This window comes from Nostoc favosum CHAB5714 (assembly GCF_020829495.1).
Classification (GTDB): domain Bacteria; phylum Cyanobacteriota; class Cyanobacteriia; order Cyanobacteriales; family Nostocaceae; genus Nostoc; species Nostoc favosum.
Window position 1 is genome coordinate 21,278 of record NZ_JAIVFQ010000067.1, and the last position, 16,599, is coordinate 37,876.

The 16,599-nt window shown below is 43.1% G+C and carries 20 protein-coding genes; 12 read left to right on the forward strand and 8 right to left on the reverse strand.

Annotated features, from left to right (window positions below; genetic code table 11):
• Positions 1-21: 21 nt before the first annotated feature.
• Positions 22-1,815, reverse strand: coding sequence for an ABC transporter ATP-binding protein (locus LC586_RS28780; protein ID WP_229488630.1), 1,794 nt, complete (start codon positions 1,813-1,815; stop codon positions 22-24).
• A gap of 205 nt (positions 1,816-2,020) precedes the next feature.
• Here LC586_RS28780 and LC586_RS28785 point away from each other — a divergent pair, with 205 nt between their 5' ends.
• A complete protein-coding gene (locus LC586_RS28785) occupies positions 2,021-3,082 on the forward strand; it encodes an L-histidine N(alpha)-methyltransferase (protein WP_229488650.1) in 1,062 nt (353 codons plus the stop codon).
• A 678-nt stretch (positions 3,083-3,760) separates the two neighbouring features.
• On the opposite strand, the gene LC586_RS28790 is transcribed toward LC586_RS28785, so the two are convergent.
• Together LC586_RS28790 and LC586_RS28795 are read right to left on the reverse strand one after the other, a co-directional pair.
• Positions 3,761-3,973, reverse strand: a complete 213-nt coding sequence (locus LC586_RS28790; RefSeq protein WP_229488631.1) for a type II toxin-antitoxin system HicB family antitoxin — start codon at positions 3,971-3,973, stop codon at positions 3,761-3,763.
• Complete coding sequence (locus LC586_RS28795; RefSeq protein WP_229488632.1) at positions 3,957-4,223, reverse strand: type II toxin-antitoxin system HicA family toxin; 267 nt, start codon at positions 4,221-4,223, stop codon at positions 3,957-3,959. The genes LC586_RS28790 and LC586_RS28795 overlap by 17 nt, the downstream gene beginning before the upstream one ends.
• A gap of 195 nt (positions 4,224-4,418) precedes the next feature.
• On the opposite strand from LC586_RS28795, the gene LC586_RS28800 reads away from it, so the two are divergent.
• Positions 4,419-5,189 carry a pentapeptide repeat-containing protein gene (locus LC586_RS28800; RefSeq protein WP_229488633.1) on the forward strand — a complete coding sequence of 257 codons (771 nt, stop codon included), beginning with the start codon at positions 4,419-4,421 and terminating at the stop codon, positions 5,187-5,189.
• A gap of 36 nt (positions 5,190-5,225) precedes the next feature.
• Positions 5,226-5,849, forward strand: coding sequence for a TenA family protein (locus tag LC586_RS28805; RefSeq protein ID WP_229488634.1), 624 nt, complete (start codon positions 5,226-5,228; stop codon positions 5,847-5,849).
• Between the two features lie 368 nt (positions 5,850-6,217).
• Here the strand turns inward: LC586_RS28805 and LC586_RS28810 are convergent, their stop codons facing one another.
• On the reverse strand, positions 6,218-6,643 hold the full coding sequence (locus tag LC586_RS28810; protein ID WP_229488635.1) for a hypothetical protein: 426 nt from the start codon (positions 6,641-6,643) through the stop codon (positions 6,218-6,220).
• A gap of 207 nt (positions 6,644-6,850) precedes the next feature.
• On the opposite strand from LC586_RS28810, the gene LC586_RS28815 reads away from it, so the two are divergent.
• The 5 genes from LC586_RS28815 (at position 6,851) to LC586_RS28835 (ending at position 8,606) form a co-directional block, all read left to right on the forward strand.
• Positions 6,851-7,171, forward strand: a complete 321-nt coding sequence (locus tag LC586_RS28815) for a coiled-coil domain-containing protein (RefSeq protein WP_229488636.1) — start codon at positions 6,851-6,853, stop codon at positions 7,169-7,171.
• On the forward strand, positions 7,164-7,385 hold the full coding sequence (locus LC586_RS28820) for a hypothetical protein (protein ID WP_229488637.1): 222 nt from the start codon (positions 7,164-7,166) through the stop codon (positions 7,383-7,385). The genes LC586_RS28815 and LC586_RS28820 overlap by 8 nt, the downstream gene beginning before the upstream one ends.
• Complete coding sequence (locus LC586_RS28825; RefSeq protein WP_229488638.1) at positions 7,373-7,729, forward strand: hypothetical protein; 357 nt, start codon at positions 7,373-7,375, stop codon at positions 7,727-7,729. The genes LC586_RS28820 and LC586_RS28825 overlap by 13 nt, the downstream gene beginning before the upstream one ends.
• Positions 7,720-8,139 (forward strand): type II toxin-antitoxin system VapC family toxin, encoded by a 420-nt coding sequence (locus LC586_RS28830; protein ID WP_229488639.1) that lies wholly within the window; start codon positions 7,720-7,722, stop codon positions 8,137-8,139. Before LC586_RS28825 ends, LC586_RS28830 begins: the two co-directional genes overlap by 10 nt.
• Before the next feature lie 251 nt (positions 8,140-8,390).
• The gene (locus tag LC586_RS28835) at positions 8,391-8,606 is read left to right on the forward strand and encodes a hypothetical protein (protein ID WP_229488640.1); all 216 of its coding nucleotides are present in this window, start codon (positions 8,391-8,393) and stop codon (positions 8,604-8,606) included.
• 213 nt (positions 8,607-8,819) lie between these two features.
• Here the strand turns inward: LC586_RS28835 and LC586_RS40870 are convergent, their stop codons facing one another.
• The 3 genes from LC586_RS40870 to LC586_RS28845 form a co-directional block, all read right to left on the reverse strand.
• Entirely contained in the window at positions 8,820-8,945 is a 126-nt protein-coding gene (locus tag LC586_RS40870; RefSeq protein ID WP_267921740.1) for a hypothetical protein, read from the reverse strand.
• 101 nt (positions 8,946-9,046) lie between these two features.
• Positions 9,047-13,030 carry a magnesium chelatase subunit H gene (locus LC586_RS28840; RefSeq protein ID WP_229488641.1) on the reverse strand — a complete coding sequence of 1,328 codons (3,984 nt, stop codon included), beginning with the start codon at positions 13,028-13,030 and terminating at the stop codon, positions 9,047-9,049.
• Between the two features lie 243 nt (positions 13,031-13,273).
• Complete coding sequence (locus LC586_RS28845) at positions 13,274-13,657, reverse strand: Rpn/YhgA-type helix-turn-helix domain-containing protein (protein ID WP_229488642.1); 384 nt, start codon at positions 13,655-13,657, stop codon at positions 13,274-13,276.
• 26 nt (positions 13,658-13,683) lie between these two features.
• Between LC586_RS28845 and LC586_RS28850 the strand changes: the two genes are divergently transcribed.
• Together LC586_RS28850 and LC586_RS28855 are read left to right on the forward strand one after the other, a co-directional pair.
• Positions 13,684-14,013, forward strand: coding sequence for a hypothetical protein (locus LC586_RS28850; RefSeq protein WP_229488643.1), 330 nt, complete (start codon positions 13,684-13,686; stop codon positions 14,011-14,013).
• 46 nt (positions 14,014-14,059) lie between these two features.
• On the forward strand, positions 14,060-14,323 hold the full coding sequence (locus LC586_RS28855) for a hypothetical protein (RefSeq protein WP_229488644.1): 264 nt from the start codon (positions 14,060-14,062) through the stop codon (positions 14,321-14,323).
• 109 nt (positions 14,324-14,432) lie between these two features.
• Here LC586_RS28855 and LC586_RS28860 read toward each other — a convergent pair whose 3' ends face one another.
• Positions 14,433-14,645, reverse strand: a complete 213-nt coding sequence (locus tag LC586_RS28860) for a hypothetical protein (RefSeq protein WP_229488645.1) — start codon at positions 14,643-14,645, stop codon at positions 14,433-14,435.
• A gap of 447 nt (positions 14,646-15,092) precedes the next feature.
• On the opposite strand from LC586_RS28860, the gene LC586_RS28865 reads away from it, so the two are divergent.
• Both LC586_RS28865 and LC586_RS28870 read left to right on the forward strand, forming a co-directional pair.
• Positions 15,093-16,370, forward strand: a complete 1,278-nt coding sequence (locus LC586_RS28865; protein WP_229488646.1) for a glycosyltransferase family protein — start codon at positions 15,093-15,095, stop codon at positions 16,368-16,370.
• Between the two features lie 44 nt (positions 16,371-16,414).
• The coding region (locus LC586_RS28870) for a hypothetical protein (RefSeq protein ID WP_229488647.1) at positions 16,415-16,599 on the forward strand (185 nt) is incomplete at its 3' end.

Here is a 16,599-nt window from a genome sequence, read left to right on the forward strand (position 1 = left end):
AACTCAAATGTATTGGATTATTTATGATAATTTGATATTATTTTTTTCCTTTTGCTTTACTTGAGATTCCAAAATCACACCGTAGAGGGGGCTGGTTTGCATCAATTCATTGTGAGTGCCTTGTGCTACCAATCGTCCTTTATCCATGAGAAAAATGCGATCGGCATTCTTGACGGTGCTGATGCGTTGAGCTACTACAAAAGTTGTACAAGCTTTTTGGCGCATTAAGCTATCTAGTTCGGCTTGAATCTGGGCAGCCGTTTTGGCATCTATAGCTGAGGTGCTATCGTCTAAAATCAGAATGCTGTAATCAGTTAGTAAGGTACGAGCGATCGCAATTCGTTGTTTTTGTCCACCAGACAAGCCTACGCCCCGTTCACCCACAATCGTCTCGTAGCCATCGGGTAGACTACTGATAAAATCGTGCATTTGGGAGGTTTTGGCTACCTCAATCACCTCATCTAGGGTTGCATCGGGTTTTGCGTAGGCAATATTTTCGCGGATTGTGCCAGAGAAGAGGGTGGTTTCCTGAAATACAATACCAATCCGCGATCTGAGGCTTTTGAGGGTGAAACTTTTTACATCTCGTCCGTCAATGCGAACTGCTCCCCTAGTGACATCGTAAAACCGGGGAATTAAGTTCATAATTGTGCTTTTCCCGGAACCAGTCATCCCTAGAACAGCGATCAGTTCGTTGGGTTTGGTTTCAAAGGAAACTCCTTTGAGAGTTTCAGTTGTCGCTCCCGGATAGCGAAAGGAAACATTTTCAAAAGTGATTCTACCGCCGCAGGTTTCAAATGGGACAGCATCGGGGCGATCGCGGATTTCTACTTCCGCATCTACAACTTCGTAGACACGTTCGGCGGAAGCAGCTGATTGAGCGATCGCGGGTGCAGCAAATCCAATCAACAAAATTGGTTGGAGAATCAAGGCTAGGTAGGAGTTAAACGCCACTAGTTCACCAATGGAGAACCTACCCCCAATCACCTGCCTTCCCCCGTAGGCGAAAACTGCCAGTGTTACTAAGTTACTCAGCAAAAAGATTAACGGGAAGGTATCACGGATGGCGCTAATGGTCTTCATGTTAGCCTTCACTAGACCATCATTCATGGTCGTGTAACGCGACCTTTCGGTTGATTCCCGCACAAAGGCTTTCACCACCCGGATTCCTAGCAAGTTCTCTTGCAATACAGCATTGAGGTCGCTCAGTTGCTCTTGTACTTGCCGAAAAAGTTTGTTATTTCCGGTGATGAATCGCGCCATCAACCAACCTTCTAGGGGTACTGCCGTTAGCGTAATCAATGCTAGTTGCCAGTTCATCACCAGCAAAACTACTGAAATACTCACCAATGTCACAATTGAACCGACGACCTGAATTAAACTAGTGCCAACAAAGGTACGGATTTGCTCAATGTCGCTGGTGACACGGGTTAACAGTTGCGAAGTCTGCGCCTGGTCATGATAACTGAAACTGAGATTTTGAATTTTGCTGAAAATTTTGTTTCGCAGGTCATAAGCTACACCCTGAGACGCTGCTTCTGCTAGATAGCTTTGTCCAAAGTTAAATACACCACGAGCGATCGCGGCGAGTACCATCCAGGCGGCGCTGTATAGCACAATTTGGAGGTTTTTTTGGATAATGCCTTGATCAATTCCCCACCGAAATAGTTGTGGGGTAACTGCGTTTGCGATCGTCAACAGCAACAGGCTGACCAATGCTCCTAGCGAAGTCCATCGGTAAGTGCTTAAACTCTTAAGCACGCGCTGGATTGACTGTATCGACGAAGTTTCCTGGAGTTCTGGTTGCTGAACCACTGGAATTCACCCCTGTATCTTTGGAAAATTATCTCGTATTTTGATGGTAAAAAACCAATCGACCAGTAGGGAATGTGGCATCTATTTGTGGTGACAAGTCCAAAATTTGGTTCAAATTTTGGGACAACGGCATGGGAAAATACCTCTTTGGCAAGCATTGCAGCTAATCCATTCAAATACCTCAGAAAACCAAAGAACAAGAATAATGGCTCAAAATTTTCATAGCAATCCCCCAATTCCCTCGGATATGTCAACTGCTATCAATCGCACAGCAAAGCCAAGTTCTGAGTTCTACTCTATTTTTTCTGAAGAAGAAGTTTTAGGGATAATTCATGCATTAGAAGTCAGACGAGAAATACCTCTAAAGTATTCTTATAAAGGGAGAGGTGCAAAAATTTGGGACGATTTTTATCTAAAATACATTATTCCTACATGGTATCGAACATCAAATGTAGAAATTGAGCTTTTAAAGGAAAATTTTAAATACTTGAATGATAATATTCAAAGTGGCAAAAAAGTCAATATTGTAGACGTTGGCGCCGGAAACTCATATCCAGTTAAGAATTTTATTAAAAGACTTAATCAACAAGGAAAAGTTAGTAAATATATAGCTTTAGATATTAGTGAAGAATTACTTAATTTATCCCAGAATAATTTTACAAAATGGTTTCCTTTTGTCGAGTTCATCAGTTCCACAATTGACATAGAAAATAGTTGTGTGCCCAAAAGCTTATTCCAAAATCAAGCTAGCCTTGAAATTGACGACACAGCGAAAATATTTTTCCACTTAGGTGTTACCATTGGTAATCATCAAAATAGAGATGAGGTACTAAAAAACTTTAGAGATAGCATGGGAAAAAATGATTTTCTGGTGTTTACTAATGAAATTGGTTCTAACTCTAAATGGGATGGAAACGTCAGAGGTGGCTGCAAGTATCATGTAGAAGAAATATATGGATGGGTTAAAAGCAAGATTGGGATTAAATCTGAAGATTGTGAATTGGTGAGAAAGTATGATTTAAAAACAGATAGTATAGTTGCTAATATTAAACTCCACCATAATTACACTCTACATTTCAGTCGAATGGGGATAGATAAGAAGATTGAAATATCTGAAGGTGAAGAAATTACTATTTGGCGACATCATAAGTATGAAATCCCTAAACTTTTGCAAGAACTAGAACGTTCTAGATTGCAACTTCTTCACTATAGTATTGACAAATACAAATCACATATTATGGTGATTTGTAAAATTGCCAGTAACTAACCTTTTCAATTAGACTTTCTCTGTCATCTCCAAAACACTGAACTTACAGAACATTAGGGTATATAGCGGTGTGCAGTTGAGTGAGATACAAAAACTTTGCTGAAATGATTTTACAGTAAGGACTTTGGTGCAATATTGCGTAGGTTTTGCCTAAAAAATAGAAATGTGTAGGTTGGGTTGAGGAACGAAACCCAACAATTAAACCAATTCGCAATGCGCTTCTCTGCGAGACGCTAAAAGCGAACGCCCCGCTACGCTAACGCAATTACGTTTTGTAAGGGGGATTTTACCCCGACACAAAACTTGCTGCCTGTCTTGCTGGGGAATTAAACCCCAAACTTTGTTAACGCTTAATGTTGGGTTTCACTTCGTACCCCTACGGGGAAGCAAGCTACAACCCAACCTACGATTATCCTTAACCCAAGCGTATTGAGTTGACACCAATGATGTTATACCGCTCCCTTAATGGCACAGTTTGCCAATGTCAAACAGCATTTGAATTCTCTGGCTACAAGCCGTGTAGTTAATGATAATCGCTATCTATAACTTAGATACGATAATGACAGTCGGTAGAATTTTTTAGGTCTTTTAGCGAAGATTTTTCTGCTCTGTCTCTAATATGGCGTTAAATATTTCTGATGATGCTAAAAAATCAGCTTGACTTGCCTTGTGTATCAATTAAATGTACATTAAACGCGGTCTAGGCTGAGGAACTGTCCGCCCTAAATCCTTAGCCGTTTCTATCCATTCCTGCATCACTAATTCTACATTATGCAGAGCTTCTTGATAAGTATCACCGTCAGCAGCACAGCCTGGCAATTCTGGTACTTCAGCAATAAAAGCTTGATCTAATTCACTCCAGTAGAGAATAACTTCATAGCGAAACATCATTTTTACTTCCTAGCTTATACTTGACAATTACTGCACGAACTTGTTTAATTTGATAACTTTTGGCTTTTCCTTTCTTATGTTGCAGATTCAATATTTCCTCAACATCGGGTTTAATAAAAATACGATGATCGCCACGAATCCGTTCCTCAAAGCCTAGTCGATATAAAAGTTGCCACAGTTGGGCGAAAGGGATGTTTGTATCAGAAGTCCCAGAGAGGATCTTTTCTAAGAGTTTGTCTTGCTGACTCACGTTTTTATGGCTGTCTTAATGCTTCTATAGTCTCATATTTATTTAAAATCAGGGTATATGTGAGTGTTTACTCAAATTTACAAGTGATATAGGCAACTACAGAGGGCAAACTGTTCAGATTGCTCATATCATAATGCTGAGGTATAAATCCATCTCAGTTAATGTTAAATATTGAGTAAGAAATATTACACAAATATGAAGAACCAAATTCTAGGCATAGCTGCCTTTTTAACCACGATTAGTTTGGCAACAACCGTACAAGCAGCAAATTCTGAACATGTCAAACAGTTATTGGCAACCAAGCAATGTCAAAACTGCGACTTGACTAATGCAGGTTTAGTGATGGCTGACTTATCTGGAGCGAATTTGAGCGGTGCTAATCTCACAGGTGCTAACCTCAGTCGGGCAAATTTGAGCGGTGCAGATTTCCGGGGTGCAAACTTGAGTGGTGCGAGTTTATTTGGTGTCAACCTGAGCGAAGCTAAATTCCGTGGGGCAAATTTAGCGGGTGCTGATTTGAGAAATACTTATTTAGCAAATGCAGAACTGACTGGTGCTTACTTGAATGGCGCTAACTTTCAAGGTGCAGTTGGTATACCATCACAAATTGCTTCACCAGAAGAATTTTATGCTTTGGGTGTAGCAGAAGGGCAAAAAGGCAACCAACAGCAAGCAATCAGTTATTTTAATCAAGCGATCGCTATTAAACCAGAATATGCGGGTGCTTATTTAGCTCGTGGTGTCGCCCGCTACCAAATACTAGATAGACAAGGTGCATTCCAAGATGCCCAAGTTGCTGAAAAATTGTTTACATCCCAAAACAATACCCCTGGAACCCAAACAGCCCAAGCTTTTATTAAAGAACTGCAAACACCCGTAAATGAGAAGGTAACTGCTGGTAGCCCCAGTTTTGTTGATTTTTTGGGAAGTCTTGGCTCAGTCTTGCTCCAGTTCTTTCCTTTTTGAGGGGGATAATAACAAATGACAAGTGACAAATAACAAATGACTTTATCTAACGAATTATGGGCAGCAAATCAAGACTTAGCCCAAGCTTGCCTAGAGCATCCTTTCGTTCAAGGCATTGGCGATGGTACTCTTGAGCAAGCTAAATTTGCTTACTACGTAGGGCAAGATGCTTTTTTTTTAGAAGCTTTTGCCCGTGCGTACAGTATCGCCGCAGCTAAAGCACCAGACTGGTTAGGTTTCACCACATTTCATAACCTAGCTAGTGGAGTTTTAGAAGAACTGCGCCTGCATAGTGGCTATGCTTCTGGGTGGGGAGTCAATTTGCATTCTGTAGAACCAGGAGCCGCTACCCGCCACTATACTGACTTTTTGTTAGCAACTGCTTGGGGTGGAGATGTGGGTTTAACTGCTGCGGCGATGTCTCCTTGTATGCGTTTGTATGCCTTTTTGGGAGAACAGTTAGCTCGTAATGGCATTCCTAATCATCAATATGCAGACTGGATTCGTACTTACAGCAGCGCAGACTTTCAACCATTAACACAACAATTAGAAAATTTGGTTGACAATTATGCCGCTACCAATTCTGTTGTGCATTCAACCTATCGTTATGCGATGTTTTGCGAACGCGACTTTTTTCAGGCTGCGTGGATTTTAGAGTAAGGTAGCATAGCTAGCTGTGCTACCCTATGAACCAATACAGTTCAGTTAGTGATGTTTGACCTCGGAAGATCCCCCCAACCCCCCTTAAAAAGGGGGGCTTAGTTCCCTCCTTTTTAAGGAGGGTTAGGGAGGATCAAGCCTTAACTGAACTGTATTGCCCTATGAAGTTAACGAATATAGCGGTTATCGACAAGCGTGAGGTACAATTTTGACCTCACTTCCATTCCTCTCTCCTAAAAGGAGAGAGGCTTTGAATTTTTCCCCCTTCCCGCTTCGGGAAGGGGGTTAGGGGGTTAGGTCTATTTGCATACTTGTACCTCACCGGATTGAAAATGGCTATAATAGCTGCCCCATTAGATAAAATAAACTTAGACATTGCTCAAGCGGCCTTTGCCGTTAGTTGCAGTTTGGGTGGGTTGAGTAGTGGGAAGCGCAACAACTGAAGGAATTTGTGAAATAGATTTTTGACTATTACTCCCCTTTCGGCTAGAGCCGCCTGCCTTTGAATACTCCATGCTGTTTCTGCCGTAGACAGTCGCAACTCCAGTAAGCATCCTTTCAGACAATTCCGAGAGTGTTTTGTCCATCTGAGTTATCGTCTTACGAGATTCCTCAAGATTAGACAGAAGCGTATTATGGGCTTCTAGCGTGGCACGGGTATTATCGATAAGGCGGGTGTAAGCTTCAATGCTTAATCCATGCCCTAAATCTAGATTCTCATTGATGGATTTAAGCAGGGCGAGACGGCGTTGAGCTTTGTCTACAGCAGCAGAACCGCGAGTTTTTAAAGACATGGGAGATATTTCTGGAATAGTTCTATTTCAAGATACTGGGATGTATTTCTGCGTGATAAGAGTATTTTTGTGGATTTAATTTAAACTTAGTAACCAGTACTTACCCTGTGTTTATACTTATTTATTCGTATCTGTCTCTTGTTTCGGGATGAACGTAATTAGCAAATACTGTCGCTCAACAAGCAAATGCGTACGCTCAACAAGCAAATGCGTACGCTTAACAAGCAAATACTGTCGCTCAACAAGCAAATGCGTACGCTCAACAAGCAAATGCGTACGCTCAACAAGCAAATGCTGTCACTCAACAAGCAAATGCGTACGCTCAACAAGCAAATACTGTCGCTCAACAAGCAAATGCTGTCGCTCAACAAGCAAATGCGTACGCTCAACAAGCAAATGCTGTCACTCAACAAGCAAATGCGTACGCTCAACAAGCAAATGCTGTCGGTTTGTAAAATAAAGAAATGTAGTCTGTGTGTATATTTAACTTACAATCCAGAGAAGTGGAAGTGTAAATTTTATGTCTAATTATCAAGAAGTACTATTGCAAGCTCAAAGCCTAACTCCTGAAGAGCAAATACGCTTAATTGAAGACTTGTCAAGCTTAATTCGTCAACAGGTGACGATGACACCTAACCCAAAGCATAGCATCCTCGAATTACGTGGGTTAGGTAAAGAAATCTGGAATGGCGTTGATGCTCAAGAATACCTTAATCAGGAACGTGATTCATGGAATGGCTAGTCCAGCTACAGGGGCAAATTGTGAGCATCAAACCTCTATTTGTTAAAATATTTTTTGTTACTAAAGAGAGAAGTTATCTGGTGGACTCTACATTTAACTGGAAACTGGAACAGACTTTACTTGAAAAAGTCATAAATCTGGCTAGTCAACGAGGGCAATCTCCTGAATCAATAGTCAGTGAAGCTGTTAGGCTATATCTCGAAACCCAATTGCTAGAAACAGTTGATAATGCTGCGTCTGACCCATTAATTGGCTTATTTGCAGGAACACCTGATTTGGCTACAAACTCAGAAGATATTCTCCAACAGGAGATTACTGAAAAATCTGGTTGGACGTGGAAATAACCTTAGCAGTAGCTGATACAGGTTTTGTTGTAGCATTGTTGAACCGTTCGGATGCAATGCACAGTATTGTTGCAACAGTATATATACAACAAAAACAAATTCTGTTACCACAAACAGTCTTGGCAGAATTAGCTTATTTGGTAGGACGTAATGCAGGTATAGCGACAGTTGTAGCTTTTTTGCAAGGGCTATCTGCGAGTCGTTTTAGTTTAGTAGCTTTAACAGACCAAGATGTGATTCGTGTGGCGGAAATCTTGGATGAGTATGCAGATAGTCGGATTGATTTTGTAGATGCAAGTGTTATGGCTATAGCTGAACGCTATGGGATTAAAAAAATATTTACCTTAGATCAGCGAGATTTTAGATTATATCGACCTCAGCACTGCGATAGCTTTGAAATTTTGCCTTAAAGAAAATAATAGTTAACAAAAGAGCGCTCGCCTGTTGTGGAATAGTAAGCGATGTTTACGACCGGCTACGCCCAGACCTTACAAAAAATCTCAAAAATTAAGCGATTGCCCGTATGGAAAAGTGAGCGATGTCTACGACGGGCTACGCCTACGCATTATTAGCTGCTTGAATTGTCTCACCTGTAAACGCAGTGAAACCCAATGAATAAACTATGATCAAGAAGCAGACTTGATTTACTAGAGTGCTTTGCATGGTTTCAGCAGAATTAATCTCCACTTTGCGAGAACTTAGTCGAGCAGATAAGTTTTACATTATCCAGGTTTTAATTTCAGAGTTAGCCCAACAGGAAACCGATCTGATTAAGCCTGATCAGTCCTATCCTGTGTGGTCGCCTTATGATGCAGTTGAAGCAGCAGATACTATGTTAAAAGTGCTACAAGCTGCTAAAACTCAAGACCATGCGTAATATCATGTCCGCTTGATTACTTATTAAACCCGAAGAACCCCACCCCTTAATCCCCTCCCCGCAAGCGGGGAGGGGAGACAAAGCGTAGCTTTGGCGGGGTGGGGTGCAATGACTGTGGGAATCATAACTAATTATGCGGACATGATATAACGCACAACGGTATTCCTTGCAGAAAACCTCAAAAACAAAGCGTAGACGCGTAGCGGCTTGTCGTTAGACATCGCCTGTTGTGGAAGAGTGAGTGCGATCGCCTTGTAGAAAACTCTGATCCTCTGCTTGTTTGACCTCAGCCCATCTTTGCTCACAAAGTTTTAGCAAGACATCTGTTAAGTCTGCCATTTTGTTTTATCCTATTAACGACAGCTACACTCTTAAAAAATTACATAAATGCAGAAGGCACGGTGAAACCGTGCCTCCTACCCTATTGATTATGTATAAACCTACTCAATTCCTTCAATTCGGTCTTCAACTTCTTGGTACAACTCGCGCAGACGATCTAAATTATCCTCGCTAGTCTCCCAATAACCGCGTCCATTCACTTCCAACAAAGTTGATACAATCTTGCGGAAAGAATGGGGATTAAGGTTCAGCAACCGTTTCTGCATTTCTTCATCTTTGATGAAGGTTTCGTTAGTATCTTCGTAAATCCAGTTATCCACAGCGCCGGCTGTCGCACTCCAACCTGTTGTATTCACCAACCGCTTGGAGAGTTCGCGCACACCTTCGTAACCGTGAGACAGCATTCCCTCGTACCACTTGGGATTTAATAATTTGGTACGCGCATCCAAACGCACGGTTTCTGATAATGTCCGCACTTGGGCGTTAGCTGTGGTAGTATCTGCAATATAAGATGCTGGTTTTTTACCATCACCCCGCAGACTTGCCACAAGCTTAGTGGGATCTGAATCGAAGTAATGAGAAACGTCCGTTAAGCTAATCTCGGAAGAATCCAAATTTTGGAAAGTTGCATCAGCAGTTTTCAAAGTACTTTCAAAAATCTGCCGGGATTCGTCCATCATTCCGGGGTTATCGGAATTGAAGGAGAAAGACTTCCGGTTGAGATACATTTCCTGCAACTCGGCTTCGCTATCCCAAGTGCTGTTTTCTACCGCCAAGTTGATATTTGACGAATAGGAACCAGAAGCGTTGGAGAAAACGCGCGTCGCTGCTTGACGCAGATTAATCCCCATTTCCTCAGCTTGTTGCAAAGCGTGTTTGCGAACAAAGTTCATTTCTAAGGGTTCATCTGCCTCAGCCGCCATCTTCACCCCTTGGTCTAGCAGGTTCATTTGGTTGATGAACAAGTCGCGGAATACACCAGAACAGTTGATTACCACATCAATTCTGGGGCGTCCCAACTCTTCTAGAGATATCAATTCCAACTTGTTCACCCGTCCCAAGGCATCGGGAACTGGACGCACGCCCACCATCCACATAATTTGTGCTAGGGATTCACCGTAAGTTTTGATGTTATCGGTTCCCCAAAGGACGCAGGCGATGGTTTCTGGCCATTTTCCTTCGTTTTCTGCCTTGTTACGTGCCAAAAGCCTGTCTACGACAATTTTGGCTGATTGTACTGCTGCTGTTGTTGGGATGGATTGCGGATCGAGTGCATGGATATTCTTACCCGTGGGTAATACATCCGGGTTGCGGATGGGATCGCCACCAGGGCCGGGTAGGATGTACTCACCTTCTAAGCCTCTGAGTAATGCCCCTAGTTCGTTGTCGGCACAAACTTGTTGCAGGCAGAATTCCAAATACTCAAATAGGGGTTTTAGAGCTGCGCTATCGACTTTGGGATAACCTGCTTTATGCAATGATTCTACCCAAGGTTCTTTTTTGCCCATGTTAAAGAAATTCAACCGGGAAACTAGAGAAACTCGTCCTTCTGCATCGGTTTGCTCTTGGACAAGGGCGGTAACTGCTGCACGGGTTGCCAAGGTGATGTCTTGCAGTAATTGGACATCTTGTAAAATACCCCGGTCATTATTTTGATAAATATCGTCAATATTACGCCCAATGCTATTGGCGATAATTCCCGGCAACCCTTGAAGTCCTTCTTCCTGACGATCTAGACTAGCAATGTTGACCAGAGTTGCGATCGCTTCTTCTGCACTTGGCGGTTTACCAATGACGTGCAACCCACAAGGCAACAACCGAGACTCGATTTCCATCAACTTGCGGTAGACGTTGCCAACAATATTATCCCGCTCATCGGTACTCATGTCTCTGGCATCGGTTTCTGGCAGGTTAATATCCTTATCCAGATTCACGATCCGGCATTTATCCATGATGCTGTTGACAATGGAAATACCGCGTCCACTATCTTTTAAGGTTTGGTAAGAAGCAATTAATTCGCTGAGCTCCTTCAAACCTTTATACAAACCAGCATTTTCTGCAGGAGGTGTCAAGTAAGAAATTGTTTCGGCATAACTCCGACGCTTGGCAATTGTCGCCTCACTCGGATTATTAGCTGCATAGTAATACAAGTTCGGAATTGAGCCAATCAAGTTATCTGGATAACAATCACCAGACATCCCCATCTGTTTACCTGGCATGAATTCCAAGGAACCGTGTGTACCAAAGTGCAGTACTGCATCAGCTTTCCAAACTTGCTCTAGGTAAGTGTAGTAAGCAGCAAAACCGTGGTGAGGACTAGCTGAACGGGAGAACAACAGCCGCATCGGATCGCCTTCGTAACCAAATGTTGGTTGTACACCGATGAAGACGTTACCGAATTGCTTACCATAAATCAGCAGGTTTTGCCCATCGCTGTTGAGATGTCCGGGAGGTGGGCCCCAGTTTTCCTCTAAGCGTTGAGAGTAAGGGGTAAGTGCCTCATACTCAGGAACCGACATTTTGTAAGCAATGTTCAGTTCTGGGCTGTTGTACTGCGCTTGGGCGTCATGGATGACTTCTTGCATCAACGCTTCGGCGGATTCTGGCAATTCTGGTAAGTCGTAGCCGTTATTTTTGAGAGCTTTCATCACCTCGTAGATGGAGCCGAATACATCCAAATATGCGGCGGTTCCCACGTTGCCTTTATCTGGCGGGAAGCTGAAAACGGTGATGGCGACTTTTTTATCCAGCTTCGGTTTGCGGCGGAGGTTAGCCCATTTTAAGGCGCGTTCGGCTACAGCTTCAACCCGATCGCGCAGTGCGATCGCTTTCCCTGTAGTCCCATCTCTACCCGATAATATAATCGGCTCAATTGCCCCATCCAATTCAGGAATCGCAATTTGCAAAGCTACTTGAATTGGATGCAAGCCTAAATCGCTATCCATCCACTCTTCTGTGGTTTGGAATACTAAGGGTAACGCCACCATATAAGGACGGTTTAAGCGTTTGAGTGCCTCAATTGCCTTGGGATGGTCTTGTCTGGCTGGGCCACCTACTAAAGCAAAACCAGTCAGTGATATCACTGCATCTACCAACTGTGTATTGGTATTTGGTTCATAGAAGTAAGCCTCAACAGGCTTGGAGAAATCCAAACCACCAGCAAACACAGGTAGTACCCGTGCGCCTAGTGCTTCTAACTCCTGCACCATTGCTACATAATGGGCATCATCGCCTGTAACTAGGTGAGTGCGTTGCAAGACTAATCCGACACAAGGAGCTAGGGGATCTTTGAGATCGCTAGAAATATCCTTACGAGCTGTGTACCAATTGAGGTACTCTCTGACATCTTCAAACATACTGGGAGCCAAAGGATGCCAAATCCCTAAATCGGGATAAACCACCGGCTGTTGATATGTAGAAGGTGCAATTTGTTTCTCTAAACCTTTAAATACATATTTATCAGCTAGCATCAGCAAGAAGTTTTCCAGGTTTTCTGGAGAACCACCTAGCCAATACTGAAAACTGAGCATGAAATTTCGGGCATCCTGTGCCTTGTCCATTGGGAGGAACTTCAGCACTTGCGGCAGGGTTCGCAAAAGCTTCAGCATCCCATCTTGGAATCCTGCGCCGGATTTTTCTTTGCGTTTCCGCATGAATTGCGCGATCGCACTTTTTGACTGACCCAACTGTGCTAGAGAAAAGCTGCCCATTTTACTCAGGCGCATTACTTCTGGCATCGAGGGAAAGACAACGGAAACATCCAAGCGATCGCGGTGTGGTTCTACTGCTGCTACTACTTTCTGTGCTAAGTCTTCGATGAAAATGAGGGAAGCGATGAAGATATTCGCACTCTCAATTTCTCGTTTGAACTCTTCGTAGTTCTCTGGGTCGCGGAGTTCCTCAATCAAGTACCCGCTAATTTCAATCGCCAAGTTGGGATTGTTCGCGTTAATCGTGCGAACCGCTTGCGACAATGCACTCTGGTACTGGGACTCAAGCACGACATAGACCACCTTGATTAAATTACGTCCGCGTAAATTATCAGGCGCAATGTGTCTAATGGTGGACTTGACGTGGGTGAACATGCTTCTTCGGCTCCTTTGATGCGTGTTCTCTACTGGAAGTTCCTAGCGGCATCATTAGCCACCGTTAACTTCTTATTTTTCGGCAATATGTGTTTTTTATCAGATAACGCTTGCCCAGTGGGCATTTTATCGTGTATCTGACACAATTCGATATAAAAAACGAAATATTTCTTTGTAATTGTTGACTGTGTTTAAAAGTATACGCTCACTTATTTGTAAACTTTTATTTACATAAATACTTAACTATTTAGTTATTAATACTATTAAATATATTCTTTGAACTTGTTCGACAGTTAAACCTGTGACATCAACAATTATTTCCAGATTGATACCTTTATTAATCATTTTGATGGCAATCTCTTGAGCTTTTTGTTCAATACCTTGTTCTAATCCTTGTGCAAGCCCTTCTTGCAGAATATCTTGATAAATCACAGATTCGCGCATAATATCACTTTGCAAAATTCTTTTAATCACGTCTTTATTTAATACTAGTCCAGCTAACACTGCTGTTGATGCAGCAACATTACTGCGGATTCGTGTGTCGTTTAGTGCTTCAATAACTTGGGCGACTTCTTCTAAAGTTCGCGTTTGATCGTTGGTTTGACTTAAAGCTGCAAACGGTAGCAAACCCGGAGAATTGAAAAATACTTCAGTTGGCTGTTCCCAAAGAGCGCAACAAACCGAAAATTACCTACTTGACTGAATCACACCCCGACTATCAAAAAGCCAGTGAGTTAAAAAATAACTTCTACAAAGATAAAAATCGAGTTTACCTAGTCCGCCTCTACTACTCTGATGGCGATTACTTCGTGGGAGCAGTACACGCATTTTTGCTTGGATCGTCCATTGCAGTCAACGCTATGTGGTCTGCTAACCCCAACACTCAACGCACGGGTGTACAGGTTTTACAAAGTATTCGTCGAGATATCGGTTTGAAGGCCAGAGACTCAATGAGTCAATCCTCTGTCGTAATTGTGGAATAATACCCACTGTGTTCTATTGGAAGCTCGCTGTGGAACATGGAAGGACATGGCACTTGCCAGGAATAAAACCCATATTTTGGTCGCTACTTGGTTGTTGACAATGCCACTCTATCTGTTAGCGTTCTCGCCTGCGATCGCGGTATGGCTAACAGAATGGCAACACTCAGAAATGTCTCTCTTGGCACTTAACCCTTTGGTTCACCTCCTCCAAGGGTTGGGCTTATCGATTATTTTTGCCACCTTGCTCCATACGCTTACTATTCCATTGTGGCAATCAGTTAAAGCAGTGTTATACCGCGAACTAAGATAGGGGATAGGAGTTCAGCCGGGATACGCGCAAAAGTGTGATTCGGTCGCCCACAATGAAAGGCACTTGAACCGTTGTTTAGCGTAGTGAGTTTGTCCATTTTTGACAACGTTTACTCTTGCGATTTAAACAAACGCTGTACACATTTGAGAATCACGGGTTGTAAAAAAAAGCGTTCCTTATGACGATTATCGTCTTTCATGGTTTCTACTAATGCCCTGCGCTTTAAGGATAAAAGCGCAGCCAAAATATCTCCATTTGAAGCATAATTTCCAAGTTGTAATAGTATCTCTTCACGAGTCAACCCTTGCGCTTGTGTAGCCAAATACTTGATTAGGGTTTGTTCCAGGATTGAAATCTGCCTCAACCATTGCGCCACTAATGGCTCAAATTCACCCGTAACTAAGGTTCCAGAAGCTAAAAACTCTCTTACATCCCCAGCAAATAATTCGTGAATAAAATTTGCTGCTAAAGCAATTCAAAATTCACGCATTCAAAATCCAGGACTGAACTGCACTCTGACTGCCGACTTTATGCTTAAATGTGGAACAGGTTATTAAATCTCACCAACAAGCTACAGTATATACCTAACGCGATGTGCAACTTATTCTTAAAACCCCACTTCCATTCCTCTCCCCGAAGCGGAGAGAGGCTTTAAGTCTTGCTCCCCTTCCCTAAGAGGGAAGGGGTTGGGGGTTAGGTTTGAGGGAAAGTTGCACACCGCGTTACCTATAACATAGGAACGAATTAAGTAATATTTGCCTCTTGTCTAATGACTCAAGTAGATATTCTGATCCTTTCAAATGGCCCAGGTGAGGTAACAACCTGGGTGCGTCCAGTAGTAAAAGCGTTGCGGCAAGAACTAGGGGATGACCGTTCTGTAGTAAGGATTTCTGTGGTATTATCACCTTGCTCAAATGCCAGTGGTAAAGAAGGTGCGATCGCTCTTTCTTACCCAGAAGTAGATAGAGTACACAAAGCAGAGCATTTTTGGCAATTTTTGCTTTTGGGTAAAACCTTTGATAATTGGGATTGGAGAAGTCACGGTATAATTGTTTTTCTCGGTGGCGATCAAATTTTCCCCGTAGTTATAGGCAAAAAGCTGGGATATCGCACAGTAGTTTACGCCGAATGGTCAGCCCGTTGGCATAAGTGGATTGATCGCTTTGGCGTCATGAAACCTGAAGTTGCTACCCGTGTCCCCCAGAAATATGCTCACAAATTCACCGTTGTCGGTGATTTGATGGTAGAAGCAGGGGAGAGTCTAGATTCAAATTCCCCTTTGCCTATCACTCCATCACTGAAAACTGAATTAATTGGTTTACTCCCTGGTTCAAAAGCGGCAAAATTAGCCCAAGGAGTGCCATTAAGTCTAGGCATTGCCGAATACATCCACGCTAAAAGGCCCCAAACTAAATTTGTGATTCCTGTAGCCCCAACTTTGGATTTACAAACTTTAGCTAGTTTTGCTGATCTCAAAAAGAACTCTATTGCTGAAATCTTTGGCTTTGGCGGTGCTTCCTTAATTGTCCCAGAGGACGCTAGCAGCAAAGCATTGCTCAAAACAACAACGGGCTTAACTGTGGAACTGTGGCAAGAAAACCCTGCATATCACTTATTATCACAGTGCTGTATCTGCTTGACTACAGTGGGGGCCAACACTGCCGAACTCGGTGCTTTAGGAGTGCCAATGATTGTTTTGCTGCCAACACAGCAACTTGATGCCATGCGTTCTTGGGATGGTTTACCTGGGTTGTTGGCAAATCTACCAGGTGTAGGTACGCCCTTTGCTAACGTGATTAATTGGTTATTCTTGAGATTCGTGAGACGCAAAGGTTTATTAGCATGGCCAAACATTTGGGCACAGGAAGAGATAGTGCCAGAACTTATGGGTAAACTTCAACCGCAAGAAGTTGGGGAAATGGTTTTAGACTTTTTGGCGCATCCAGAAAAATTGGCTGATATCCGCGCTAAACTCCGTAAGATTCGTGGCGAAAGCGGTGCAGCCCAAAAGATAGCACAGATTGTTAGTGAGGAAATTGGGAAGTAGGGAAAGCAGGGGGGGATGAGGAAGCAGGGGGGGATGAGGGAGTAATGGGAGCAACATCCCCCTCATCCCCCTCATCTCCCTCATCCCCCTCATCCCCCTCATCCCCTCATCTCCCTCATCCCCCTCATCCCCCTCATCCCCCTCATCCCCCTCATCCCCTCATCCCCCTCATCCCCCTCATCCCCCTCATCCCCCTCATCCCCCTCATCCCCTCATCCCCCTTAATCCG

Bases quoted from the DNA above. Each gene is read 5' to 3' on its own strand.
- LC586_RS28825 (WP_229488638.1), top strand. From the start codon at position 7,373: ATGGAATGGCTAGTCCAGCTACAGGGGCAAATTGTGAGCATCAAACCT.
- LC586_RS28835 (WP_229488640.1), top strand. From the start codon at position 8,391: ATGGTTTCAGCAGAATTAATCTCCACTTTGCGAGAACTTAGTCGAGCA.
- LC586_RS28820 (WP_229488637.1), top strand. From the start codon at position 7,164: ATGTCTAATTATCAAGAAGTACTATTGCAAGCTCAAAGCCTAACTCCT.
- LC586_RS28790 (WP_229488631.1), bottom strand. From the start codon at position 3,973: ATGATGTTTCGCTATGAAGTTATTCTCTACTGGAGTGAATTAGATCAA.
- LC586_RS28810 (WP_229488635.1), bottom strand. From the start codon at position 6,643: ATGTCTTTAAAAACTCGCGGTTCTGCTGCTGTAGACAAAGCTCAACGC.
- LC586_RS28855 (WP_229488644.1), top strand. From the start codon at position 14,060: ATGGCACTTGCCAGGAATAAAACCCATATTTTGGTCGCTACTTGGTTG.
- LC586_RS28865 (WP_229488646.1), top strand. From the start codon at position 15,093: ATGACTCAAGTAGATATTCTGATCCTTTCAAATGGCCCAGGTGAGGTA.
- LC586_RS40870 (WP_267921740.1), bottom strand. From the start codon at position 8,945: ATGGCAGACTTAACAGATGTCTTGCTAAAACTTTGTGAGCAAAGATGG.
- LC586_RS28805 (WP_229488634.1), top strand. From the start codon at position 5,226: ATGACTTTATCTAACGAATTATGGGCAGCAAATCAAGACTTAGCCCAA.
- LC586_RS28840 (WP_229488641.1), bottom strand. From the start codon at position 13,030: ATGTTCACCCACGTCAAGTCCACCATTAGACACATTGCGCCTGATAAT.
- LC586_RS28800 (WP_229488633.1), top strand. From the start codon at position 4,419: ATGAAGAACCAAATTCTAGGCATAGCTGCCTTTTTAACCACGATTAGT.
- LC586_RS28815 (WP_229488636.1), top strand. From the start codon at position 6,851: ATGCGTACGCTTAACAAGCAAATACTGTCGCTCAACAAGCAAATGCGT.
- LC586_RS28785 (WP_229488650.1), top strand. From the start codon at position 2,021: ATGGCTCAAAATTTTCATAGCAATCCCCCAATTCCCTCGGATATGTCA.